Consider the following 24,834-nt stretch of genomic DNA (forward strand, 5'->3'; position numbering starts at 1 on the left):
TGAACTAATACAATGAACCGCTTAAACGCATTATTCAACACCGATAAGAAAGATTTGCTTTCTGTTTATTTTACAGCAGGCTATCCCGAAATTAATACCACGCTTGATATAGCCGAAGCGCTTGAAAAAGCCGGTGCCGATTTTTTAGAAATAGGCTTCCCTTATTCAGATCCTGTAGCTGATGGCCCTACCATACAGCAAAGCTCTCAGCAGGCTTTAGATAACGGCATGACGCTGAACGTGCTTTTTGAACAGTTAAAAGATTTACGTCATCGTTTAAGTATCCCAGTATTGCTGATGGGTTATGCCAATCCTGTAGTACAATACGGCGTGGAGCGCTTTTGCCAAAAAGCGGCAGAAGTTGGTGTGGATGGTGTAATTATTCCCGATTTGCCAATGTATGAATACGAGTCCTTATACAAAGATGTGTTTGAAAAAAACGGGCTAAGTAATATCTTCCTGGTAACACCACAAACATCTGAAGAGCGTATCCGTAAAATTGACGGCTTAAGCAATAGCTTTATTTACTTGTTATCGTCTGCATCTATAACAGGCAAAGCGTTGCAGGTAACCGATCAGACTGATACCTACTTTGCTCGCATCAAAGCTATGCAATTAAAAAATCCAACAGTTGTTGGCTTTGGTATTGCAGATCATAAGGCATTCAGCAAGGCTTGCCAATATAACCGGGGGGCTATTGTAGGCAGTGCGTTTGTGAAAATGCTAACGTCAACGCCTAATTATCTCAGCAAGATCAATGAATTTGTTAAAAAAATAAAGTTTAGTTAGCCAAAATGTGCTTTTTGTGTAATGAATTAAGCACGATATAACCAGCTACGGCCGCAATTACTGATGCCGCTAAAATATAAAGCTTTGCATCATTTTGTATTTCAACGTTACCAAACGAAAGCAGGGTAATGAAGATAGACATGGTAAAGCCGATACCACCTAATATGCCTAAACCTGCAATTTGCTTGTAGTTTGTATAAGCTGGTAATGCAGCGGCCTTCAGTTTAACGGATAGCCAGGTAAATAACGTGATACCTAATGGTTTGCCTACAACTAAGCCCAATATGATACCCGCTGCTATAGGCGTAAGAAAGCCGTTAAAACTGTTTGCAGAAATCACAATATCCGTGTTTGCCATGGCAAATAACGGCATAATGATAAAATTAACGCTGTTTACCAGCGAATGCTCCAGCTTTTCAATCAAAGAATTTTGAGGTAAATGGGGGATACTGAATGCGGTTAATACACCGGCTATAGTAGGATGTACGCCCGATTTATGGATGAAATACCATAGCAGTATCCCAAGCAACAGGTAAGGCGTAAGTATATTAACCTTTAAACGGTTAAGTGTAAACTGAAGCGCAAAAACACCAAATGCGAGGCTAAGGCTTACCCAGTTTACACCTGCACTGTAAAAAAACATAATAATCACAATAGCGCCGAGGTCATCAACAATTGCCAATGCTTTAAGAAATATTTTGTGCGACAGTTTTACTTTTTTGCCTAAGATGCTGAGAATAGCAATGGCAAATGCGATGTCTGTAGCTGTCGGGATAGCCCAACCTGCATGCGTGGAGGTTTTAAAATTGAAGAATGTATATATACATGCTGGGGTTATGATACCGCCCAATGCTGCAAAAACGGGTAGTGCCGCCTGCTTCGTAGTAGATAATTGCCCGTCTTTTATTTCTCTCTTTATCTCAAGTCCCACAAACAGGAAGAAGATGCTCATCAGGCCATCGTTGATAAACTCGGTAAAGTCTATAGCTTCTGCATGTACAAAAGGGATAGTAGTTTTAAAATGAAGTATATTGTTGTAAGTAATACTTAGCGGGCCATTGGCAAGTAATAGAGATACAACAACACAAATGATGAGTAGTATACCGCTTGCCGAGTCGGCTTTTAACAACTCAATAATAAACGACAGCTTTTTATTACGGGATTGTGGCATGGCCGCAAGATACAGATTATTATTTTGCAGCCATGCCACATGCTTACTTAGAATCCGCTCGGATAACCCTCGCGTTTCATATCTTCGGCCGATTGCTCAACCTTTTCTTTCAGATCTTCCTTGTACTTAATCAGGTTTTGCGCCAGGTATTCATCGGCAGTAGCTAAAATTTGTCCGGCCAATAAACCGGCATTTTTTGCAGCGTTTAGTGCGACAGTAGCCACTGGAATGCCATTAGGCATTTGTAATATCGATAACAAAGAGTCCCAACCATCAATAGAATTGCTTGATTTCACAGGAACGCCAATTACTGGCAGGTGAGTTAATGAAGCAACCATACCTGGCAAGTGTGCGGCACCACCGGCACCGGCAATAATCACCTTTAGTCCGCGGTCGGCAGCAGACTTTGCATAGCTGAACATACGCTCTGGAGTGCGGTGAGCTGAAACCACCGTGATTTCATAAGCTACGCCAAGTTCAGTTAAAACGTCAGCTGCATCCTGCATTACATTAAGGTCAGACTTACTGCCCATGATAATGGCCACTTTTGGAGTAGTATTCATATAGATTGAGAAATGATTTTTGTGGTTAACAGATCGTGCCTTTGCATAGGTTCGGCATTGGCCAGGTTAATGATTAAAGCGGTAAGCTTTTGCTGATCGATATTGCGCATAGTATTTAAGTTGATCATGATATCATAACCTCTTAGTGCTATTGCCATAGCTTTCAGCTTATTTTCAGGCTTAATTAAAGGTTTGAAATCGTCTTTAATAATCAGGCACACAAACTTTTGCCTGCGTATAGTTTTCCAATACGCGTGGTCTATGGCATCCCAGTTAATAAAGTCTGGATATTCAGTTCTGACCCAAACCCCTGTTTCATTTATAATAAGCAATGCACGCCTGTCAAAAAGGTTGTAAAAGCCATATATGAAACCTGAGCCAAATAGAACTATACTCAGGTAATTTAACCAATCAGCATTGATGTGATTACTTTGAAGAAGATCATAAACACTAAAAGCCAAAAAAGGCAGCGCGATCAGCATGAGCCGGATAGCTTTCCATTTCGACTTATAGAGAATGATCTCGTCCATATTTACGATACCACTTTCAAAATCTGCTGCACGTAACGCGCTTTCTCAATTGCTTTGGCACGGTCGGCATCAACAATAGTAATGTGTCCCATTTTTCGGAAAGGTTTTGTAAGCGCCTTGCCATACAGGTGGATGTATACGCCTTCGCATTTTAAGGCTTTTTCAATACCTTGATATACGGCAGGGCCTTCATGCCCGGCTTCGCCTAATAGGTTAATCATTATAGCATTGCTTAAACAGGTAGTATCACCCAGCGGCTGATCGAATATGGCACGCAAATGCTGTTCGAACTGCGAAACCACATTACCCTCAATGGTCTGGTGGCCACTATTATGCGGACGGGGGGCAAGCTCGTTTACCAGGATACGGCCATGTTTATCTAAAAACATCTCTACCGCCAGCAAGCCTACAATTTTTAGTTTGTTGGCAATGTTTTCGGCAATATCAGCTGCTTCCTGTTGTATGCTGTGCGGAAGGGTAGATGGTGCAATTAAAAACTCAACCAGGTTAGCTTCCGGGTTAAATTCCATTTCTACCATTGGGAAGGTTTTAACTTCGCCTTTCTCGTTGCGGGCAACAATAACAGCAATTTCCTTTTCAAAGTCAATCCAGCGCTCAATAAGGCTTGGCTCGGTGAAGGCTTTGGCTAATGACGATTCATCAATCACCTTATAAACGCCTTTGCCATCGTAACCATCGCGGCGCAGCTTTTGGATATAAGGAAAAGGGATACTTGCATTTTGCAGATCAGTTGCCGAAGAGATGATCTGAAACTCGGCAGTGGGAATGTCGTTCTCTTTAAAAAACTGCTTTTGTAAGCCCTTATCCTGTATCAGCCTTATTACACGTGGCTGCGGGTAAACAAGTACGCCTTCGCGTTCCAGTTGCTCAAGCGCATCAACGTTTACTTTTTCAATTTCTATGGTAAGCAAATCTACTTTTTTACCGAAATTGTAAACAGTTTCATAGTCGCTGAGCGAGCCTACTACAAATTCGTCGCACAATTTGCGGCATGGGGCTTCGCGGTCAGGATCTAAAATTTTAACTGTAACATTGTAGTTAATAGCCTGTTGTATCAGCATGCGACCTAACTGGCCACCGCCTAAAATACCTAATCTTAAGTCTCCGTAAAATGCTTTCATTTAGTAATGCAAGTTTACCGCAAATCTTTCAGATACGCTAATGTGAATAATAATCAAATTACAATGTCCCGATTATGTAAATAATTGGCTACCTGTCATAAATCGGGGACTTACTATCGTTTTCGTTAAAAAGTGCAGCTTTAAAGGCGTATATTTGCGGCATTTTACATCTAATAAATAATTATCAATGAAGACCAAGATAGCAGTAGCCAAGGGAGATGGTATAGGACCGGAAATAATGGACGCCGTAATCAGAATATTTGAAGCGGCAGATGTGCAGCTCGAGTATGAATTTGTGGAGATGGGTAAATCTTATTTCGATGCGGGCCACTCAACCGGTATGACGGCTAAGGCTAAGGAAACCATTGAAAATCTGGGCATCCTTTTTAAAGGCCCTATGGAAACCCCTAAAGGTAAAGGTGTAAAAAGTATTAACGTAACTGCACGTAAAGTGTGGAACACTTATGCTAACCAGCGCGATTTCCGTACCCTTAACGGTGTTGAAACTGTTTTTTCAAAAGCGGGTATCCAGATCAACTTAACTATCGTTCGTGAAAATATAGAGGACACTTACGGCGGTATTGAACACATGATGACTAATGACGTTGCCGTTGGCCGTCGTCTGATTACCCGTCCAGGCTCGGCACAGGTTATCCGTTACGCATTTGAAATGGCGCGCCGTAAAGGTTACAAAAAAGTTGCCTGCGGACACAAAGCCAACATTATGAAACTAACCGATGGCTTGTTCCTGGAAACGTTTAATGAAATAGCAAAAGAATACCCTGATTTACAGGCTTACGATATTATTGTAGATGACCTTTGTATGAAACTGGTTAGTCATCCGGAGATGTTCCAGGTGATTGTACTGCCTAACTTACAAGGTGATATCGTGTCTGACCTTTGCGCCGGATTAGTAGGCGGTTTAGGCTTTGCACCATCTGCCAACATTGGCGATAACATTTCTATATTTGAAGCGGTGCACGGTACCGCACCAGATATTGCCGGCCGTAACATAGCAAATCCAACTGCATTGTTACTATCAGGTATCTCCATGCTGCGTTACCTTGGCTTTACTGCAAATGCAGCAAGTATTGAAAATGCATTGTTATATACTTTAGAAAAGGGCGTTCACACAGGTGATTTTGGTGACCGTTCAACAAAGTCTGCCAACACAACTGAATTTGCCGAAGAAGTTATTGCTAATCTGGGTAAACATCCAAGTGTAGGTGGTGCGTTTTCGCAGCCAAACTTCGAGTGCAAAACCAACACAGATCATAAACCTGAGAAAAACAAAATGACGGTTACTCAGCCTGATATTAAAGAAGAAATTTTAGGTATTGATGTGTTTGTTGAATACGCAGGCCAGCCGGGTGAACTTGCAGAAATATGCAAAACTAAATTGAATGATAAACTTAAACTGGTAATGATCTCTAACCGCGGTACACAGGTTTGGCCAACCGGTTCTGTTTATACCGAGTTGATCGATCAGTACCGTATTCGTTTTGAGCAAGCCAACGAAGGTGGCCTTACTCAGCGCGATGTATTAGGTTTGGCAACTGAATTGTCTGATGTTGTTAAGATAGCTTCAACCGAAATGCTGATGAAGTTCGGCGATAAATTAGGTTATTCATTGGCGCAAGGACAATAACCTTAGAGGCAAGATATAAAAGACGAGAAACAAGAAATATGTTCTTTAACAAGAAACGGCTTCCTGAATAACAGGAGGCCGTTTTAGTTTACGAGTCTTTGTCTATAATCTCTCTTCTATTATCCGATCTACTTACGGCCTTTTGGCAACCGGATACTTCTTATAATAACTATTTGCCATTAAGGTAATCGGGAAGCCAATGCAAATAATCAGAATCGCCATTCCAATCATAGCGCCTTTGGCATTCATTGGCGCTTTGGGCGCATGGCTTAGCGGTACTATAACAAGATTCATGATTAACCAGGTGAGCATGCCGTATAGGATGGCAATAGCATAAGGCAGTTTAAACAGGCGCTTAAATGTTGGATATACAGTAAACCACGTAGTAGTGAAGATAAAAGCAATCAGGTAATGAAATATCAGTCCGTAAATGATCATCTTATTGCCTGCATAAAAGGCTGCCTTACCAAATACTGCACTTGATATATAAATAAATATGCGCCCGGGATTAAGGTTAATATTCATTAATACCGCCGACAGGGCATCAAGAGTGGCGGCGATGAGCCATGTGATTAAGATGGCTACATTTACATTCTTAGGTATGATGGAAAGCTTCATCTGCAAAGAATGCAAATATAAACCTGCTTAACAAATCAACTAAGGGAGTAAATTAATAAGTAAACTATGCTTACATGGTCAGCAAGCTTTCGCCTTCAATTTTCTTTTGAAGTTCGAGCACTGCACCGATAAGTGATTCGGGGCGAGGAGGGCAGCCTTGTACATAAACATCAACAGGTATCACACGATCTACTCCCTTAACTACATGGTAGCCATGCTGCCAATATGGGCCGCCGCAGTTAGAGCATGAACCCATTGAAATCACATATTTAGGGTCGGGCATTTGCTCATATAAACGCTTAATGCGCTCGGCCATTTTAAATGTAACCGTACCCGCAATGATAATCACGTCCGCCTGCCGTGGAGAAGGGCGTGGAAAAACGCCGAAACGCTCAAAATCATAAGTAGATGCATATGAACCCATCATTTCAATAGCGCAACATGCAATGCCAAAGCTTAATGGCCAAAGCGACGACAAACGCGCCCAGTTCATCAGGTCGTCAAACTTGGTTACCACCACACCGCCATTCTCATTCATTTCCTTCATTTGCCGGCTTTTTAAAAGTTGGTTTAAACATGGGCTTTTTAACAGGAGCAGCAGTTGGTACAGCGGCTTCTGCTTTTGTATTTTCAGCAGCAACAGATTCCAAAGCAAATGCTTTTGGAGTAAATTTTGCCTGTTCGGTATTTAGCTTATCGTAAGCAGATAGTGGTATGTTCACATCAACTTTAGCAGTAACCGGCTCTGGCTTTATCCAGTTAAGATCGCCTTTGCGCCAAACGTAAACCAAGCCTAAAATTAGTATCCCCACAAAAATGAACATCTCCACCATAGTCAACACGCTCCATCTGGGATCGATCTCTGCTATCTGCTTGTCTCCAAAAACGGTAGCCCAAGGGAAAATAAATACCATCTCCACATCAAACAGCAAAAAGATGAGTGCAATTACATAAAACCTCGGGTTGAACGGTATCCAGGCACTGCCTGTTGGTTCTTCACCGCACTCGTAAGAGGTTAACTTTTCGGGGTTAGGGTTATTGGGCGCTAAAAATTTATTTGTAAAAACAGCAGCGCCGGTACATAAAATACCTACAATTAAAAAGATCAATATCTTTCCAAATTCTGATATTTGCGCTTCGCCCATGGGAGCAAATTTAAGAAAAGAAACCCGTTTTGATGCAATTATTGTAGGTGCCGGCGCATGCGGATTAATGTGTGCGGCACAGGCCGGATTTTTGGGAAAACGTACCCTGATAATTGAACATAATGATAAGCCGGGAGCTAAGATATTAATTAGTGGAGGCGGTAGGTGTAATTATACTAATTTGTATGCTTCGGCTGCCCAATTTATTTCGGCTAACGAGCATTTTTGCAAATCTGCTTTTGCACAATGGACGGTTGATGACACCATCAGCTTTTTTGAAACTTATGGCATTTATGGTGCTGAAAAAACGCTTGGACAGTTATTTCCTGATGGTAAAAAAGCTAAGGATGTGGTTCAGATGTTCACCGATATTTGTGAGCAATTAGGGCAGGAGATATGGTGCAATACCAAAGTAACAGATGTTGTTAAAGAAGGCGAGGGGTTCAGCATTACTTACGAGCGGCACGGAAAGCAGCATAATATCTATTCTGAAAAAGTGGTTATTGCCACTGGTGGGTTGCCTATTGCAAAACTCGGCGCTACAGATTTTGGTATGCGCTTAGCCCGCAAATTCGGGATGAAGATCGTTGAAACATCCCCGGCCTTAGTTCCGCTGACAATCACCGGTAAACAGCAGGGATGGTATGAGCAGTTATCTGGTAGCAGTATATTTTGCCGGGTATGGAACGACAAAGCAAGCTTTGATGAAAATATTTTATTTACCCATTGGGGGTTAAGCGGCCCGGCCATCTTACAAATATCATCTTACTGGCAGCCGGGTGAAAGCATATTTATTGATCTCTTGCCAGATCAGTCCATTACTGAGATCATAGAAAGGGAACAGAAAGCAAACGGAAAGCAATTACTTCAAAACTTTTTAGCCGGGTTATTCACTAAAAAGTTTGCCGAGGCAATGGGTATTTATCTGCCTGTAAATAAAAATTTGGCATCATTAACTAAGGCTGATATTGAAAAGATCAACCAGATTATCCACGAGTTTAAAGTTACCCCGGCAGGTACAAAGGGTTACGATAAAGCAGAAGTAATGCGCGGCGGCATTTCAACCGACGAACTGTCTTCAAAAACATTGGAAGCTAAAAAGATACCTGGCTTATTTTTTGGCGGCGAATGTGTGGATGTAACAGGTTGGCTTGGCGGTTATAATTTCCAATGGGCGTGGGCAAGCGGCTTTGTCATTGCACAAAATATTTAGTTGTAACATAAAAGTTACTTTATTTTGCAAATATTAAAAAGGGATATTATTTTTGCGTCACTATTGTTAAGATGTCCCGAACTTTCCCCTCTTTAAGCAACTATAAACTTTCATGGGTGCTTTTGATACTGGTAGCCGTTTTTTGCTGGCAGTTAAAGTATTTCCATAACAGGTATAATAATTACAAAATATTCAAATACGTATATTCTCATACCACAGAAGAGAAAAACCTTTACGCCGATTATCCGGAAGAATACTACGATTCAAATCACTATGGGCCGGTATTTAGTGTAATTGTAGCTCCAATGGCATTAATGCCCGATGCTTATGGTTTCTTAGTGTGGTCCTTACTTAATGCTGTTGTGCTGATCTGGGCCGTTCATTTGTTACCCATAAGTACTAAAAATAAAGCACTGCTCTTACTGCTCAGTGCGATGGAGTTTGCAAATGCCGAGCATTATATCCAGTTTAATGCTGTGATAGCGGCCTTTATCATTTTCAGTTTTATATTGGTCGAGAAACGGAAAGAGGAGTGGGCAACTCTATTTATTGTTTTAGGCACCCTGGTTAAACTGTATCCTGTTGTAGGGTTAGTGTTCTTCCTTTTTGCAGAAAACAAATGGAAGTTTATATGGTCGGGCTTAGGGTGGCTTGCTGTGTTTATTGCCTTGCCAATGACCATATCCAGCCCGCATTTTATATTACAATCTTACGCCGATTGGTTTAATATTTTGCAGGTTAAAAATGGTCAAAATGTGAACCTTACCTCATCGCAGGATATTTGCCTTATGGGTATCTTCCGTCACGTTACGCGTAATCCCAATATTCCTAATACGCCGTTCCTTATTGCGGGAGCAGCAATATTTGGTGCTGCTTTACTAAGGTTTAAGCAATATGCTTCGTTACAGTTCAGGTTACAGGTATTGTGTTCGGTAATGATCATGGTCGTAATATTCAGTACTGGTTCCGAACATCCAACCTATATCATTGCTGTACCGGGCGTATTTTTGTGGATGCTTACACAAGATAAGCCATTTAGCCGCTGGAATATTGTTTTATTGGTATCAGTGCTGGTAATTACAAGCCTTGGCCCTACAGATGCTATACCGGCGCTTATCCGCAGGGGATATGTCAACAAATATGTATTGAAGGCATGGCCAGTTGTTGCCGCATGGCTAGTAATATCTTATCAGCTGCTGTTCAAAGACTTTATTGCTAAAGAAAAACAGGCTGCGCTGCCTGCAGAGGATGCAAAACAGGAAGACGAGCTGGCATTAGCCTGATTATTGGTGGCTCGCTTTAACTTGTTTAAAGTAAGCTATCAGTTTATCAATATTGCTTAATGCAAACTTGTGCGCATGAATGGCATCTACCACTTGGGGTTCGTCACCCATAATTTCAGACATTACATCTTCAAAGTTTTCGGGCGTTAAGTCGGCAAGTTCAGCAGTGGTAACACCGTAATAATAGGTCACGCGGTTTTTACCGCCGCCGCCACCAAAAGAAATCCCTAAGCCTCCGCCTGCATAGCTGCCGCCGCCAACACCAACACCGATCCCCGGCGAAAGATGTACACCATTACCGCCGCCATTACCGCCGCGGTAAGCATATAATCTGAGCGGTTCGTCAACTATTACTCGCACAAAATCTAATTCATTCGGCCAGGTTTGTCCCATAGGCGGATGAGCTACAACAAAGCTGTCTTTGCCGGCAACAAACCATTTAATATCGCTGGCACTCAGCTTTATTTCAGAAGCCTTGTCGCTTTCTTTAAATACTATAAACCCTTCACCTTTAATAGGGCCCTTACCAGAAGGATTGGTTTCTATCAGGCCTTCAACTTTGTTGTTTTTAGTATCGTTAAAATAGCCAGGTTGCCACTTTTGTGATTTTGCTGATACAACAATTAGCATCAGGAATAAAATGATTAAACTTGAACGCATAAAGCTTATTGATTACACAAATAACGTACTTTTTATATAATTATGATAACTGTTGATCTGCGTAGCGATACTGTTACCAAGCCTACACAAGGGATGCTTGAAGCCATGTGGAATGCAAATGTAGGAGATGATGTTTTTGGTGAAGATGAAACCGTGAACGAACTGGAGGCCAAAGCAGCCGCTATGTTTGGTATGGAGGCGGGTATTTTTTGTCCGTCGGGAACCATGACCAACCAGATCGCCATTAAATGTTTCACAAATCCGCTTGATGAATTAATTGCAGATCAAACAGCGCACGTTTACCGTTACGAAGGTGGAGGCATTGCTTTTAACTCTGCGGTATCTACCCGGTTATTAAATGGCGACCGTGGGCGTATTACTGCTGCAATGATTGAGCCTGAGATCAACGCCGACAATATTCATTATCCGCATACCAGCCTTGTAGTATTGGAGAATACCGTGAATAAAGGCGGCGGCAGTTGTTATACTTTGGCTGATATTGCACCTATTGCCGAATTATGTAAAAAGCATGACCTGATCTTGCACCTGGATGGGGCGCGGATATTTAATGCGCTTGCCTTTACCGGCGATAAAGCCGTTGACTATGGCAAATATTTTAATGGCATATCCGTTTGCTTGTCGAAAGGTTTAGGTGCGCCAGTTGGGTCAGTCTTTTTAGCTGATAAAGAGACCATTAAAAAAGCGCGACGTATCCGTAAAGTATTTGGTGGTGGTATGCGCCAGGCAGGCTTTTTAGCGGCGGCGGGTATCTATGCACTTGATCATCATGTAACGCGTTTGAAAACCGACCATTCACACGCACGTATATTAGGCGAAGAATTAAGTAAATGCAGTTGGGTGACAAACGTTTTACCGGTAGATACCAATATTGTATTATTTGATACTGTAAAGCCTGCAGATGAAATAATAGCTCTACTGGCAGAAAGGGGTATTAAATGTGGCAGTACAGATAAACACCGCATCCGGTTTGTTACTCATTTGGATGTGCATACTGAGCAGATTGAATATACTGTTAGTGTTTTAAAAGCAATTAATTAGTTGATAGATTATGGTTCATGGTAAGTTATTTTCTTACCACGAACCATAATCAAAGCTATATTAAAGCCTGTCAGCGTTTTGGCGTTCAACCATCCAGCCCGGATATTCATTAGTCAGCGCACTAACCTCGTTTATACGTTGAATATCATGTTCTGAAAGTGTAAGTTCAGTTGATTTAATATTGTCAATTAACTGCTCAGCCCGTTTTGCACCTATAATTGTACTGGTAACGCCTTTCTGTAAACGTACCCATGCCAATGCAACTTGTGCAGCTGAAACGTTGTATTGTTGCCCAACCTCGGTAATTACATCAATTATATCATAAGCCTTATCTTTATTTAATGGTGGGAAATCAAAGCTATCACGGCGCGAACCTTCTGATGTTTGATTATTACGATTGTATTTTCCTGAAAGAAAACCACCGGCAAGTGGGCTCCATGGCATTACACCTAAATTTTGATCAGCTGCCAATGGAAGTATTTCCCGTTCAATATCACGGTTGCTTAATGCATAGTAATATTGCATACCCACAAATTTATTCCAGCCGTGCTTTTCTGCTATTCCTAAAGCTTTCATTACCATCCATGCAGGCCAGTTACAAACTGCAATGTAACGCACCTTTCCGGCAAGCACAATGTCGTTCAAGGCACGCATGGTCTCTTCAACAGGTGTTTTAAGATCAACACCATGTACGTATAAAATATCAATGTGATCAAGTTGTAAACGTTTAAGGCTTTCGTCAACCGATTGAAAAATATGGTAACGCGATAGGCCGACATTATTTGGGTTTTCACTCATTCTGCCGCGAACTTTTGTTGCGATCACCAGTTCGTTACGGTTAAGCCCCAAGTCAATGATTGATTGTCCCAACAGTTTTTCCGATTCGCCGAATGAGTATACATTAGCTGTATCAATAAAGTTAATCCCGTTGTCAACAACGGTTCTCATTAAGTCATTAACTTCATTTTGCGGGACACGTCCTATATTTTCCCAATATCCTTTGCCACCAAAGGTCATGGTGCCAAAGCAAATCTCGGATACCAGTAAGCCGGTACTTCCTAAATAATTATATTTCATGATTGATTAAGTTTATTCAAACTTAACTCATGTATATTAATGAATGTTTAAGTAGATGGTCAGCTACTTGTAAAACTTAAGTAAACAATTCTTGTTGTGGTTAATTATGAACCGCCTCACCAAAAAACTCGAAAAAATAGGCCGAGATCCGAAGATAACCGCTAAGGCTGTCGGCCTGCGTTATGTAACGGATAGTACGCCTGGTTATACCCGCAAAAAGTCGGGTAAGGGGTGGAGCTATTATGATTCGCAAGGTAACCTTGTTAAAGATAAAGACCTGATACAGCGTTTTAATAAAATGGTGATTCCACCTGCTTATACACAGGTCTGGATTTCCCCTTACGATAACAGTCATTTACAGTTCACCGGGATTGATGTTGCAGGGCGTAAACAATACCGTTACCACTCTGGCTGGAACCAGATCCGTAACCAGTCAAAATATCATAGGCTACAAGCATTTGCAGCGCATTTACCTGCCATACGTGAACAGGTTGATAGAGATCTCGCGCACCGCAACCTTGATCATGATAAAGTGGTGGCGCTTATTGTAAGGCTGATGGAGCTTACCAGTATCCGTATCGGCAACGAATCATACAAAAAGCTATACGGGTCTTTTGGCTTAACTACGTTGATGGACAAACATGTGAAGATTGAAGGATCAAGTATCAGGTTTGAATTTAAGGGTAAGAAAGGGGTTTATCATAAGATTGATCTGCGTAGTAAAAAGCTTGCCCGCCTGGTAAAAGCCTGCCGTGATATTCCCGGAAAAGAACTGTTTCAGTTTTATGATGATGAGGGTAAGCGTTGCACGGTAGACTCTGGAGACGTAAATACTTATCTTAAAAACATTACCGGGGAAGATTTTACAGCTAAAGATTTCCGTACATGGGCAGGCAGCGTAAGTTCACTTTATGCCTTTAAAGAAGCAGGCGAATATGGCAACCAGACTGAATGCCGCAAAAAAATTATAAGCGTTTTGGATGAAGTGGCTTTAAACCTGGGAAACACGCGTACTGTATGTAAAAAGTATTATGTGCATCCAAGTGTCATTAAGAGCTATGAGGAAGGTACCTTGTTTAAATATATAAGCGACCTTGATGAAAACCGAGACCTTCAGGCATCTGAACTTAACCACGCAGAAAAGGCTTTATTGAAAATATTAGAAAATGAAAAGCTGGCCGTAGCCAGCTGATCATTAATTGTTATTGTTTAGGTTTACGTGTAGTTATAAGTACCACGCCGTCTTTACCCGCATCGCCATACAAGGCAGTTGCGGACGCGTCTTTTAAAACGGTGATGGCATTAATTGTATTAAGGTCTATATTTTTTAAGCCTTTATCTGTATCCTTTATAATTTCACCGTCTATAACATAAAGAGGTTTTTTTCCCTGAAAGCCCTTAAGGTTTAACAATACAGGTGATTTGTTGGCAGAATCACTCTTGGTATAAAAAGTAGACGGTTTTACAGAGATATTATTAATCGTAACTGCTTTATCTGGAATTTGATTTGAGTTAACGGCTACACCATTTTGCGCTCCGGAAGCAATGCCAGTTTTATGGATAATAGTATCATTGGCTGAAATGACTCCTTTATTGTAAAGCTGTTTTAAATAGGCAAGGCCTTGAGGTGAGTTCTTTGTAGTTATGACAATAACGTTTTTATTTGACACAGGATGGTTTAGCAGTTTTTGAGCATTTTCATTTCTGAAAATATGCATTGCAGCAATATCAACAGGATTAACCTTTGCAATTTCAGTGTTTTCTACACCATTTATAATATATAAGGCAGAGTCTGGTTTCGAACTATAGTTTCTTGCAACTTTCTTGGTGGTATCTGCATTTATTTTGGATCCATTAGCTACATTTTTCTGTATAGGCAGTTCTTTAGCTAAAGTTAACTGTACTGGTTCGGTACGTTTTATAAATGCTGATTTTACCTGTTGCAAATGATTGCTTAGTGATTCTGTTTGCTTTGTAATTTCAGCTTTTGATAAAGTAAAGCTGAGTATAATACCTACTATCACCGGTACAGTTACAACGTAGCGGCTAAGTTTTAGTGGCGAAGATTTTCTTAAGTTCATCATCATAATTCTTTTTTTTAAGGTTGATAAGTTGAAATGGTTTACAATACTATTGGGTGTTTTATCAAAGGTGACCTGTAATAAGTTGTATTGATATGATTTTCGGTCAACCCCTTGATCAAGTATTTCGCGGTCGGTAATAAATTCCAGGTTTTCTTTAATCGCTTTCTTCAAAAACCACATAAAGGGATTGAACCAGTAAAACAAAGTCCCTATTTCTGCCAGCAAGATATCAAGCGTATGCCATTGCCTTACATGAATCATTTCATGCTGTAAAATTTCTTTTAGCAGATGAGCGTCGTGCTTTTTAGGGTTTATATAAACGGTTTGCCAAAATGCAAATGGACTGATATCTGCGTCAATTATGTTTACGTGATATCCCAACACTGTACCTTGAATACTGCTTTTGTTTATGCGGTACAGGGAATAACACTGGATAACTAATCTAATTACCATTACTGAAACGCCCAGCCAGAATAGTTGCTCCGCACCTTGCCAATAATCAAATACATGATTAACTTTCAGTGGTTGGACATCCTGTTTTAAATGTTGCCAGTCGACAACCACATACTTTATAATCTGTGCCTGTTGTTGATGTGCTGCAACAACAGGACTAAGGTTAAGCAGGGGGTATAGTGATGAAATTATAATGGCCGCTATGAGATAAAGCCTGTTCACCTTATAAAAGGTGAGTGCCCGTAGCAACGTAAAATAACCTATAGCAAATATGATGATAGCACAATTTGCTTTTAACAGGTATACCATTAATGGAGGCATGATCTTACTTTTTAGGATTCTCTATCAGGTTAATTATCTCTTTAAGTTCCTCTGCACTGATTTTTTTGTCTTTTGCAAAAAAAGCGACCATCTCTTTATATGAGTTTTTAAAATAATCGCTTACAAAGCCGTTCATGAAACGCTTTTTATAATCTTCCTCTTTTATTAGAGGTTTATAGAAGTAAGTATTGCCAGTTTTTTTGCTGCTTAAAAAACCTTTTCGCTCCAGATTTTTAATGGTAGAAGCCAGGGTGGTGTAGGGTGGTTGCGGGTCGTTGATATGATCTAAAAAGTCCTTGATGTATCCTTCGCCCAATTTCCAGACGGCTTGCATGGCCTCTTCTTCCTGTTGTGATAAATTTTCCATTATTACGATGTTTTCGTAAATCTACGAACATTTCGTAATAAAGCAAACTTTTGTATAAATATTTTGAGAGTTAAAATCAGAAGTTTTGTCCTTAAATTTTCAATTGATCTTATTAAATGGAATAAAATTCACTCGAATATTAATAAATAATTGGTTTTTGTGATAATATTTTAGATTAAATTCAGATTTATAGTGTTTTTACAAGGCAAATGTCAGTTTATTATCAAATAAATAAACAATTATGATAAAATATGATAATTTTTTGTGATTTTTGAATAGAAATTAGAAGTAATAGCAAGGATTATTTAGGTGTATAATCTTTTCGGTATGTTTTAATGGTGTTTTTTTGAAATTAGTTATCAGTTACTCGTTTCTATTTGCCTTAAGGCATACCGATAGCTATTGCTAAATCACCACCGGTTCTTATTTACTATTGCATGATATTCACCGGGACACAACCTCAAGCCCTTCTCTTAAACGAGAAGGGTAACAGAGGCACTAATAACTCTTCAATTTAGAATCGTTAAAAATTGTTAATTGTTTTGTCATGACAATGTAATGTCAAAAGTAAATGTGTAGCTTTAAATGTTTAAACAGATACTTAAGATGATTACAATTAATAAAAAACTACTGGCTACGCTGGCTTTATCGTCAGTGGTTGTGTTTACTGCCATGACCAGCACACAACCAGCTCAGCCTGAAATGAAGGCTAAAAATTTAAAAGTATTACCTAAAAACATTTCGCACGAACAATTAGACCATATTATGGATGAGTGGGCGCATTCATTAGGCGTTCGTTGTAATTTCTGCCATGCTCCAAATGTAGAAACTAAGAAGATGGATTGGGCAAGCGATGCCAAACCAGAAAAACAAATGGCCCGCGAAATGTATAAAATGACCGCGTCTATCAATAAAAAATATTTTAAAGCAGGTAAAGACTCGCTTGGTATGGTAATGAATGCGGGTATTAACTGCTATACCTGCCATCGCGGTAATGCTCATCCCGAAGTGGTTGATGCACCTGCTCCGCCACACAGACAAGGACCACCGCCAGCAGGACAGCCTGGAAGTGTACCTCCGCAAGGTGCTCCGGCTACTCCACCACAAGGCAGCGGCGAATAACTTACGAAGCCTGTGCAATGCACAGGCTTTTTTATTTAGCACTTTTTTAGTTTAGTGCTTATATTGCAGCCATAGCTGATTATAAACTTAAATTCATGCAAAAAATTCTGGTGGCTAACCGTGGCGAAATTGCCATAAGGGTAATGCGTTCTGCGCGCGAAATGGGTATCAAAACTGTGGCTGTATATTCTGCCGCCGACCGTACTGCGCTGCATGTGCGTTATGCCGACGAGGCGGTTTATATTGGCGAAGCACCGGCTAATCAATCATACCTTGTTGGTGAAAAGATCATTGAGGCCTGCCGCCAAACAGGTGCGGATGCTATACACCCAGGCTATGGGTTCTTGTCTGAGAACCCGTCTTTTGCTGCTTTGGTAAGAGAAGCAGGTTTAACACTTATTGGACCGTCACCAGAGGCGATGGAGATCATGGGTAATAAGCTATCGGCAAAAGCTGCTGCTTTAAAGTACAACATCCCTATGGTACCTGGAACCGAAGAAGCGATTACTGATGTTGCCGATGCCAAGTTACGCGCCATTGAGGTTGGATTTCCAATTCTGATAAAGGCTGCTGCCGGCGGTGGGGGCAAGGGTATGCGCATTGTTGACCGTGCTGAAGATTTTGAAGAGCAAATGCAGCTGGCCGTTTCTGAAGCCACTTCGGCTTTTGGCGATGGTTCAGTTTTTATAGAGCGTTACGTGTCTTCTCCAAGGCATATAGAGATACAAGTATTAGGTGATACGCATGGTAACATCGTGCATTTATTTGAGCGCGAGTGTTCTGTTCAGCGGCGCCACCAAAAGGTAATTGAAGAAGCGCCATCATCTGTGCTTACGCCGGAGATCCGTGCAGAAATGGGTCGCTGTGCTGTAGATGTTGCCCGCTCGGTTAATTATACAGGTGCAGGTACGGTTGAATTTATCCTCGACGAAAACCTCAACTTTTACTTCCTGGAGATGAACACCCGCTTACAGGTAGAGCATCCGGTTACCGAATTAATTACCGGCCTGGACCTTGTAAAAGAACAGATAAAAATTGCCCGTGGCGAAGCATTAAGCTTTAAACAGGAAGACCTGCAAATCAGCGGACATGCGCTTGAACTGCGCGTGTATGCCGAAGACCCGGCTAATAATTTTCTGCCTGATATTGGTACGCTTCAAACGTACATTACCCCTCAGGGGCCGGGCGTACGTGTTGATGATGGCTTTGAGCAGGGGATGGAGATACCTATTTATTACGACCCGATGATTGCCAAGTTGATTACCTATGGTAGTACGAGGGAAGAAGCTATTGAACGCATGATCCGTGCTATTGATGAATACCAGATCACTGGCATTACTACAACACTTGGGTTCGGTAAGTTTGTGATGCAGCACCAGGCCTTTACCAGCGGCAATTTTGATACCCACTTTGTAAAGAAGTATTTTACGCCAGAGGTGCTGCAGCATCAGGATGAAGCAGAAGCGCGAATAGCAGCTATCTTATTTGAACAACTGCTAAGCAATAAATCTTCCGTAAGTATTGATTCTTCGACAACAACTCAACAGGCATCAAACTGGGTGAAGAACAGGCGAGCCTGATAAGGCTTTAGTCTAAAGTACTAATCTTTATCTCTTTTAAACCGGGTTCCGCAAGCTTCTATACATCTCGAAGGGCTGTCTGGGCTAAGTGTAAGACTTGTATTGCTGATGTTAAAGCGATACAATATTGCCGACTTATCTGGCTTTATTAAACGTAGAAACAGACTATCTTTAACGGCATATTTGGTATAACCTTCAAAAGCGGTACCCTCGGTTGTTCCGTCTGCGTTTAGCTTAAAGTATTTTTTTGCATCATCGCCAGATACGGCTATCCACTTGCCGCTGCCATTGCCAGGGTCGGCAAGGCTTTCACTTAACTGCCACTTACCGATTAATTTTTTGTCGCCAATGTTAGCGTTTTCATTTTTGTTACAGGCAAAGGTTAAAGCTACAGCGCAAAGCAAAGTAAGTGTTGTAAGGTTTCTCATTTCGGTTAAGTTTTAATATAGATACGCATTATTATCGTACTGTGCTACAGTGAACTAAATTTAATGTAATAAGAGATTGCCATTTTACGCTCGCAATGACAAGGTTTATACGAAGTAATGCACTAAAATAACATAACCAAAACTATGTCGCCTCAGCGCAGGCTGTAAATACAGGTATTGCTAAACAGATGAAATATCATAGCCTGCGGTGCCAGCGACGAGTTTTTTTCACATTGTGTTAATTCTTTAATGTGTTCAAGAGATCGCTGCGCTAAGTTTTCCTGGTACTTCTTTTTTAGCAGTTAAAAAGAAGTACGAGCACATTCTTTGATGTTCGGTTAATTGCATCTAAGGTAAAGTAACGTAGAGGTAAGATCTCTCACGCTTGTTCGAGATGACAGATAGAATTATCCATACGTTATAACACGCCTCAAACTCATCTCAAGAGGGGATTGCTATTTAAATACCTCCGGATATTGCCTTGCTGCCATTAAAATAAAATTCATAGAATCTGTTACCCAGATTTCACCCTTATCAACCATCTGGAGTACCTCAGCGGCAGGGATGGTAATTACCTCGATGTTTTCGGTTACGTCAAACTTTTGCACTGAATTAAACTGCGCATTGAGCAGGATGTACCCATAAGTAACCTGTTTAAGCTTGGTAGGGTTAATGGCAATTTTGCCGATCAGTTTAAGGTCTGCTTCGGCGGCTTTGATACCGCATTCTTCTTCCAGCTCGGCAATGGCCGATTGTAGCAGCGTTTTGCCTTTTTGTTGCATACCGCCCGGAACCTCAATCAGAATTTCGCCGATACCATGTTTATACTGGCGTGTAAGCACTATCTGGTTATCCTGCGTAATGGCTAATACCTGCACCACATCACCCAGTTGCGAAACATAGTAATCATCTACCACATGCCCGTTAGGCAGCTGCACCTTTTGCCGCGTAACCGGGAACCACGGGCTTGGCGATACGTCTTGTTCTTCTAAAATTGTCCAGGGTTTAATAGTATCAAGCATAGGGTAAAGATAGTGGTTTAGGGATATGGAGAAAGGATGAATGACTTACGAATAAAAAGAAAAATTTAGTTGATCAACTATTTAGCTGCTGCCAGCGCTTATAGCTCATTTCAAACTTAATCTCTTTACTGCCGTTGGTTCCGGTTTCCAGCCAGCCCTGTATGCGGTAAAACTTTTCGGCACGGGTGTGGAAGGCGGTGCCCAGCCAAATGTTTTGCTGCGTTTGCCCGAAATACCAATTAAGCATTAAATTATGCAGCTGCTTACCAATACCCATACCTGCATATTGGGGCAGAACAAACAACGCCCATACGTTATGGTCTTGCAGGTCGGCGATGGCGAAACCTACAATTTGCCCGCCACTGCTACAAACCCAACCTTTGCCACGAACGGTTAAGTAATCGATATAATCAGCCTCCGTCACCAGCGAAGGATCAGACAATACATTCTCCTGAACGGACAGCCGTACATGCGTTAACTGTGGTATGTCAGTAAGTAGGGCTTCGCGGTATTGCATGTATTAAAGATAGATAATTAGGATGGGTGTTCAAACAGGGCTGTCATGGTGAGCTTGTCGAACCATTTATGCCATACCTACACTTCGACGAGCTTTGTGTGACAATGCTTGTTAATGAATAAACCAGAGGGGAGGCTGTCATGGCTAGATTGTCGAACAATGCGGGGGGAGGGGTAACCCATCAAGATTTATAATATAGATCTATTTATTATTTAACGGCGCACTAAAAATTACTATTGCCTGTGAAATTGCGTAAAATATAAATGATAGTTTTAGAAAAATCAAAGATGACCAATCAAGAGCTGATTCTTTCATCGATTCATTATCTGACCAAAGCTTGGCAATTCTTGTCTTTACAATAAAATTGAAAAACAAGTATACTACAGCAACTGGATACATACAAGTAAAAGCAATTCGTAAAAATACCGGCAAAGTGACCATATAAGGTGATGGGTGAATAAAACCAATGTGTAAAAAAGCCGTTATTAAAATATTATGATATAAGCCTTTATAAACGTGAATTGTATCCAACCTTTTTTATTGATTATAGAATATGAGATAAAATCAGCTATTAAGAATAAGAAAAGGTATAGTGTTCTAATAAGCATATTATGAAATTAGCTAATTCCGTTTATTTGGAAAGAAAAGAAATTTTTTTTCTCGATATTGTAATGTATTTGCCAGTAAAAGCTACAACCATCAAACACACTAATCAATTTAGTATGCCAATCTTTTGTAAACGGATCATTCTTTTCGTACCAAAAGCAATTAACATAAATCATCTTTCTTCCGTCGTCCGATATGTAACCAGCGTATTGCCTACAATATTTCTTTAAATTTTTATAAATAACCGGGCAAGTACCATATTGATTATATAAAAGTTGTTTTCCAGTTTTTTTCATAAATAATACTAAGTTAGCTTCCAATTCCTTGATATCATTCTCAGTTGGTGTCCACCGGCTAACTGTATCATGAGGCGTTAATTTTGTTTTTGCATCAAAAATTACCCCTCGGTAACCTGGACCATCTATTATAAATGATTGCTGAGCGTAAGATGCAAGGTTGTAAGAAAATATTAATAAAAGGATTAGGAGGTATTTCATGCTCCTAATTTACATACAATATGTGTCGTTTTATTTATGTTGGGGATTGCTTCGTTCCTCGCAAGGACGGGTAGTGTTGCCATAGTCCTTTCTCTTTCGCCCTAAACTCCTACCTTCGCGGCCATGATATTTGCTTTAGAAGCTTCGCTTGCGCAGCTGGCCATTCACCATATAGGTAACAAACTACAAGACGAGCGCTACGTACTGAGCGACAGTGCCATTGAACTGCAGGACGAGCTGCTTGGCCGCCTGTTGATGCAATATTTTGTTAGTCCGTTTGAAAAGGTGAACGAGATTTACCGCCTGTACCATCCCAGCGACGACCTAAACCTTAACGAGGTTTACCACTTTGCAGAAGCCATTTTTGCTAACCCGGATACATTTATAGCAAACAGCCAGCAATTGGCCAAACAACTTTATGAGGCTTCGGCGCATCCCAAGATCAAGTCGGGCGAGGTATACATTGCGATGTTCAACAATGTGCAGATAGAGGGCGAGCAGTTGGATGCCATCGGTATCTTTAAATCGGAGAACAAGGAAACATATTTAAAGGTAATGCCCGGTCACGAGGGGTTCGGACTTAGTTATGAGCAAGAAGCCATTAACATCAATAAACTGGACAAAGGCTGCCTGATCTTTAACACCGAAAAGGAGGAAGGTTACAAGGTGGCCGTTATTGATGCGACTAACCGCAGCCAGGAAGCGCAGTACTGGAAAGACGAGTTTCTGCAACTGCGGGTACGTAACGATAATTACAACCAAACGGCCAATGTGCTGGGCATTTACAAAAACTTCGTGACAGAAAAACTGGACGACGAGTTTGAAATGAACAAGGCAGATAAAATTGACCTGCTGAACCGCAGCATGAAGTACTTTAAAGAAAAGGATAACTTCGATATGGAGGAATTCGGACAGGAGGTGATCGGTAATGAGCAGGGAATAGCCTCATTCCTTAATTACAAAAAAGAGTACGAAGACGAGTTTGAAACCGAAATCCCTAATAGCTTCGAGATATCAGACGCCGCAGTAAAAAAGCAGGCGCGAGTATACAAAAGCGTACTAAAACTGGATAAAAACTTTCATATCTATATTCACGGTAATAAAGACCTGATTGAAAAAGGCTTCGATGATGGCAAAGCCATGAACTATTACAAGGTGTTTTTTAAAGAAGAAGCATAACTGGTCATTAGTCAGTGGGAATTAGTCATTACCTGGCAATAACAAACTCCAATGACTAATGAACGAATGACCAATTAACACAAATCCTTATCTTCGTTATATGGAATACGGTATCAGTCATCTGGCAATTATCCCTATGCGAAAAGAGGCGCGCGAACAAAGCGAAATGGTATCGCAGCTGCTTTTCGGCGAAACTTATGAGGTGTTGGAACGTACTGAGAAATGGGTACGCATTATCAGCACGCATGATGGTTACGAAGGCTGGATCAGCTGGAACCAGGTAACAGAACTAAACGACCAGGGCTTTACGGCCCTTGCTATGAATAAGCCTGTCTTAACCGCTGCACCAGTTACTACCGCGAAAAAAATAGCAGATGGCAGCTTACTGTACCTGCCATCGGGAAGTACATTGCCGGGCTGGGCGCAGGGTATGTGCAGCATCAATAATGATGTGTACGAGATCTGGCGCGAGAAAGCAGGCAGCGACCTGATCAGCTTTGCCAAGACATTTCTGAATACGCCATACCTGTGGGGTGGCCGTACCCATTTCGGTATCGATTGCTCGGGATTAGTACAGGCCGTATTTCGCCAGCAAGGGCTAACTCTAAAACGAGATGCTTACCTGCAAGCCGAAGAAGGCGAAACGGTCGACTTTTTACCCGAAGCACAAGCTGGTGATGTGGCCTTTTTTGATAACGACGAGGGCCGGATTGTTCACGTTGGTATTATGCTAAACAATGAGCAGATACTTCATGCATCGGGCAAAGTAAAAATTGAAAGAGTTGACAATCACGGAATCTACTCGGAAGAGTATAAACGTTATACGCACAAGCTGCGCATCATCAAGCGTTATCTTTAAAATTCAATATCCCAGCCCAGCACGCGCTTATCGTCACTTACAGAAATAAGCTGATCGCCGTTCCAGGCCAGTTTATTTACTGATAACAGGTGTGACGGAAGACCTTTTTCGCGGCTAATGATCTTGTACAGTTTAAAATCATCGCTTCCCCAGATCTTGATGTTTTTATCCATACTGGCCGTAGCAAAATAAGGTTGCGTAGGGTGGAAGGCAATATGGTTAACAGCAAACATATGTGCAGGTATGCTTTTGATCAATTCAAAAGTATTGGCATCCCATATTTTTAGCTGTGCATCGCGCGAGCCTGAAATCAGGTAAGCCCCATCATTGGCATATTGCGTAGTAAATATTGCCATGGTGTGGCCGGTAAGCGTAGCCACATGTGTATAATCGTCGGTACTAAAAATGCGCACGTGGTTATCGCGGCAGCCTAAGGCCATTTGTTTTTTAACCGGGTTGATAGCAATAGAACGTATAGTATCACCCGATACCAGGAAATGGTGCAGCAGCGACATGTCGTTTAGGCTCCAAACAGAAACGGTACCATCTTCAGAAGCTACCAGCAGTTCGCCTTTATCATTAAGCGATTTGATATCAAATATGGGCTTGGTGTGGTGGCGTAGCGTATGCGTTATCTTCTGTTCAATAAAATTAAATACCAATACTTCGCCACTACGTAAACCTGTAAACATCAAAGGCAAGCCTACAGGGCAATGCACCGCATAAACGGATGCGGCCACCGGAAACATCACCTTGATAAATGCTTGTTGGGTAAGGCTCCATTCTACCAGCCCTTTATCGTTACCGGCAGTAAATAAGATGCCCGGCTTCTGCGATAGTTCTGCACAGAAAATGGGATTTTGATGCCCGGTAAGTTCGAATGATAGTGTTGCGTTCATGC

Annotated in this window: 26 protein-coding genes; 10 read left to right on the forward strand and 16 right to left on the reverse strand. The window is 41.2% G+C overall.

Going from position 1 to position 24,834, the window contains the following annotated elements; all coding sequences use genetic code 11:
* Positions 1-12 precede the first annotated feature (12 nt).
* Positions 13-789, forward strand: a complete 777-nt coding sequence (trpA, locus tag PQ461_RS10480) for a tryptophan synthase subunit alpha (RefSeq protein ID WP_274205445.1) — start codon at positions 13-15, stop codon at positions 787-789.
* On the opposite strand, the gene nhaA is transcribed toward trpA, so the two are convergent.
* The 4 genes from nhaA to PQ461_RS10500 are packed head-to-tail and all read right to left on the reverse strand — an operon-like array spanning position 782 to position 4,195.
* Positions 782-1,960: a Na+/H+ antiporter NhaA gene (gene nhaA, locus PQ461_RS10485; protein ID WP_274205446.1), complete on the reverse strand. Its 1,179-nt coding sequence runs from the start codon at positions 1,958-1,960 to the stop codon at positions 782-784. The genes trpA and nhaA overlap by 8 nt on opposite strands.
* A 47-nt stretch (positions 1,961-2,007) precedes the next feature.
* The gene (purE, locus tag PQ461_RS10490) at positions 2,008-2,523 is read right to left on the reverse strand and encodes a 5-(carboxyamino)imidazole ribonucleotide mutase (protein WP_274205447.1); all 516 of its coding nucleotides are present in this window, start codon (positions 2,521-2,523) and stop codon (positions 2,008-2,010) included.
* Entirely contained in the window at positions 2,520-3,053 is a 534-nt protein-coding gene (locus PQ461_RS10495) for an STM3941 family protein (RefSeq protein WP_274205448.1), read from the reverse strand. Before PQ461_RS10495 ends, purE begins: the two co-directional genes overlap by 4 nt.
* 2 nt (positions 3,054-3,055) lie before the next feature.
* On the reverse strand, positions 3,056-4,195 hold the full coding sequence (locus PQ461_RS10500) for a 5-(carboxyamino)imidazole ribonucleotide synthase (RefSeq protein ID WP_274205449.1): 1,140 nt from the start codon (positions 4,193-4,195) through the stop codon (positions 3,056-3,058).
* A 187-nt stretch (positions 4,196-4,382) separates the two neighbouring features.
* Here PQ461_RS10500 and PQ461_RS10505 point away from each other — a divergent pair, with 187 nt between their 5' ends.
* A complete protein-coding gene (locus PQ461_RS10505; protein WP_274205450.1) occupies positions 4,383-5,843 on the forward strand; it encodes an NADP-dependent isocitrate dehydrogenase in 1,461 nt (486 codons plus the stop codon).
* Between the two features lie 132 nt (positions 5,844-5,975).
* On the opposite strand, the gene PQ461_RS10510 is transcribed toward PQ461_RS10505, so the two are convergent.
* The 3 genes from PQ461_RS10510 to PQ461_RS10520 all read right to left on the reverse strand — a co-directional run bounded on the left by PQ461_RS10510 (position 5,976) and on the right by PQ461_RS10520 (position 7,606).
* Positions 5,976-6,461: a hypothetical protein gene (locus PQ461_RS10510; protein ID WP_274205451.1), complete on the reverse strand. Its 486-nt coding sequence runs from the start codon at positions 6,459-6,461 to the stop codon at positions 5,976-5,978.
* 70 nt (positions 6,462-6,531) lie between these two features.
* Positions 6,532-7,008: an NADH-quinone oxidoreductase subunit B gene (locus PQ461_RS10515; RefSeq protein ID WP_274205452.1), complete on the reverse strand. Its 477-nt coding sequence runs from the start codon at positions 7,006-7,008 to the stop codon at positions 6,532-6,534.
* Complete coding sequence (locus PQ461_RS10520; protein ID WP_274205453.1) at positions 6,992-7,606, reverse strand: NADH-quinone oxidoreductase subunit A; 615 nt, start codon at positions 7,604-7,606, stop codon at positions 6,992-6,994. Before PQ461_RS10520 ends, PQ461_RS10515 begins: the two co-directional genes overlap by 17 nt.
* On the opposite strand from PQ461_RS10520, the gene PQ461_RS10525 reads away from it, so the two are divergent.
* A complete protein-coding gene (locus PQ461_RS10525; RefSeq protein ID WP_274205454.1) occupies positions 7,605-8,819 on the forward strand; it encodes a BaiN/RdsA family NAD(P)/FAD-dependent oxidoreductase in 1,215 nt (404 codons plus the stop codon). The genes PQ461_RS10520 and PQ461_RS10525 overlap by 2 nt on opposite strands.
* Before the next feature lie 71 nt (positions 8,820-8,890).
* A complete protein-coding gene (locus PQ461_RS10530; RefSeq protein WP_274205455.1) occupies positions 8,891-10,102 on the forward strand; it encodes a glycosyltransferase family 87 protein in 1,212 nt (403 codons plus the stop codon).
* Here PQ461_RS10530 and PQ461_RS10535 read toward each other — a convergent pair whose 3' ends face one another.
* The gene (locus tag PQ461_RS10535; RefSeq protein ID WP_274205456.1) at positions 10,103-10,762 is read right to left on the reverse strand and encodes a hypothetical protein; all 660 of its coding nucleotides are present in this window, start codon (positions 10,760-10,762) and stop codon (positions 10,103-10,105) included.
* A 42-nt stretch (positions 10,763-10,804) separates the two neighbouring features.
* On the opposite strand from PQ461_RS10535, the gene PQ461_RS10540 reads away from it, so the two are divergent.
* The gene (locus tag PQ461_RS10540; protein WP_337993465.1) at positions 10,805-11,821 is read left to right on the forward strand and encodes a threonine aldolase family protein; all 1,017 of its coding nucleotides are present in this window, start codon (positions 10,805-10,807) and stop codon (positions 11,819-11,821) included.
* A 60-nt stretch (positions 11,822-11,881) separates the two neighbouring features.
* On the opposite strand, the gene PQ461_RS10545 is transcribed toward PQ461_RS10540, so the two are convergent.
* Positions 11,882-12,898 carry an aldo/keto reductase gene (locus PQ461_RS10545; RefSeq protein ID WP_274205457.1) on the reverse strand — a complete coding sequence of 339 codons (1,017 nt, stop codon included), beginning with the start codon at positions 12,896-12,898 and terminating at the stop codon, positions 11,882-11,884.
* Between the two features lie 106 nt (positions 12,899-13,004).
* Between PQ461_RS10545 and PQ461_RS10550 the strand changes: the two genes are divergently transcribed.
* Positions 13,005-14,090, forward strand: a complete 1,086-nt coding sequence (locus tag PQ461_RS10550; protein WP_274205458.1) for a DNA topoisomerase IB — start codon at positions 13,005-13,007, stop codon at positions 14,088-14,090.
* Between the two features lie 10 nt (positions 14,091-14,100).
* Here PQ461_RS10550 and PQ461_RS10555 read toward each other — a convergent pair whose 3' ends face one another.
* On the reverse strand, positions 14,101-15,756 hold the full coding sequence (locus PQ461_RS10555; RefSeq protein ID WP_274205459.1) for a M56 family metallopeptidase: 1,656 nt from the start codon (positions 15,754-15,756) through the stop codon (positions 14,101-14,103).
* 4 nt (positions 15,757-15,760) lie between these two features.
* Positions 15,761-16,123, reverse strand: coding sequence for a BlaI/MecI/CopY family transcriptional regulator (locus tag PQ461_RS10560; RefSeq protein ID WP_274205460.1), 363 nt, complete (start codon positions 16,121-16,123; stop codon positions 15,761-15,763).
* A 606-nt stretch (positions 16,124-16,729) separates the two neighbouring features.
* Between PQ461_RS10560 and PQ461_RS10565 the strand changes: the two genes are divergently transcribed.
* A complete protein-coding gene (locus PQ461_RS10565) occupies positions 16,730-17,245 on the forward strand; it encodes a c-type cytochrome (protein ID WP_274205461.1) in 516 nt (171 codons plus the stop codon).
* Between the two features lie 95 nt (positions 17,246-17,340).
* Positions 17,341-18,825: an acetyl-CoA carboxylase biotin carboxylase subunit gene (accC, locus tag PQ461_RS10570; protein WP_274205462.1), complete on the forward strand. Its 1,485-nt coding sequence runs from the start codon at positions 17,341-17,343 to the stop codon at positions 18,823-18,825.
* 20 nt (positions 18,826-18,845) lie between these two features.
* On the opposite strand, the gene PQ461_RS10575 is transcribed toward accC, so the two are convergent.
* From PQ461_RS10575 to PQ461_RS10590, 4 genes are all read right to left on the reverse strand, one after another.
* Positions 18,846-19,253, reverse strand: coding sequence for a lipocalin-like domain-containing protein (locus PQ461_RS10575; protein WP_274205463.1), 408 nt, complete (start codon positions 19,251-19,253; stop codon positions 18,846-18,848).
* 455 nt (positions 19,254-19,708) lie between these two features.
* Positions 19,709-20,275 carry an NUDIX hydrolase gene (locus PQ461_RS10580; RefSeq protein WP_274205464.1) on the reverse strand — a complete coding sequence of 189 codons (567 nt, stop codon included), beginning with the start codon at positions 20,273-20,275 and terminating at the stop codon, positions 19,709-19,711.
* A 73-nt stretch (positions 20,276-20,348) separates the two neighbouring features.
* Positions 20,349-20,792: a GNAT family N-acetyltransferase gene (locus PQ461_RS10585; RefSeq protein WP_274205465.1), complete on the reverse strand. Its 444-nt coding sequence runs from the start codon at positions 20,790-20,792 to the stop codon at positions 20,349-20,351.
* Positions 20,793-21,409: 617 nt separating this feature from the next.
* The gene (locus PQ461_RS10590) at positions 21,410-21,895 is read right to left on the reverse strand and encodes a hypothetical protein (protein WP_274205466.1); all 486 of its coding nucleotides are present in this window, start codon (positions 21,893-21,895) and stop codon (positions 21,410-21,412) included.
* Positions 21,896-22,018: 123 nt separating this feature from the next.
* On the opposite strand from PQ461_RS10590, the gene PQ461_RS10595 reads away from it, so the two are divergent.
* Positions 22,019-23,074 carry a nucleoid-associated protein gene (locus PQ461_RS10595; RefSeq protein WP_274205467.1) on the forward strand — a complete coding sequence of 352 codons (1,056 nt, stop codon included), beginning with the start codon at positions 22,019-22,021 and terminating at the stop codon, positions 23,072-23,074.
* A 100-nt stretch (positions 23,075-23,174) separates the two neighbouring features.
* Positions 23,175-23,933: a C40 family peptidase gene (locus PQ461_RS10600; protein WP_274205468.1), complete on the forward strand. Its 759-nt coding sequence runs from the start codon at positions 23,175-23,177 to the stop codon at positions 23,931-23,933.
* On the opposite strand, the gene PQ461_RS10605 is transcribed toward PQ461_RS10600, so the two are convergent.
* A complete protein-coding gene (locus PQ461_RS10605; RefSeq protein WP_274205469.1) occupies positions 23,930-24,832 on the reverse strand; it encodes a WD40 repeat domain-containing protein in 903 nt (300 codons plus the stop codon). The two genes, PQ461_RS10600 and PQ461_RS10605, sit on opposite strands and share 4 nt — an antisense overlap.
* Positions 24,833-24,834: the final 2 nt, after the last annotated feature.

The sequence above is a fragment of the Mucilaginibacter sp. KACC 22063 genome, assembly GCF_028736115.1.
Taxonomy (GTDB): Bacteria; Bacteroidota; Bacteroidia; order Sphingobacteriales; family Sphingobacteriaceae; genus Mucilaginibacter.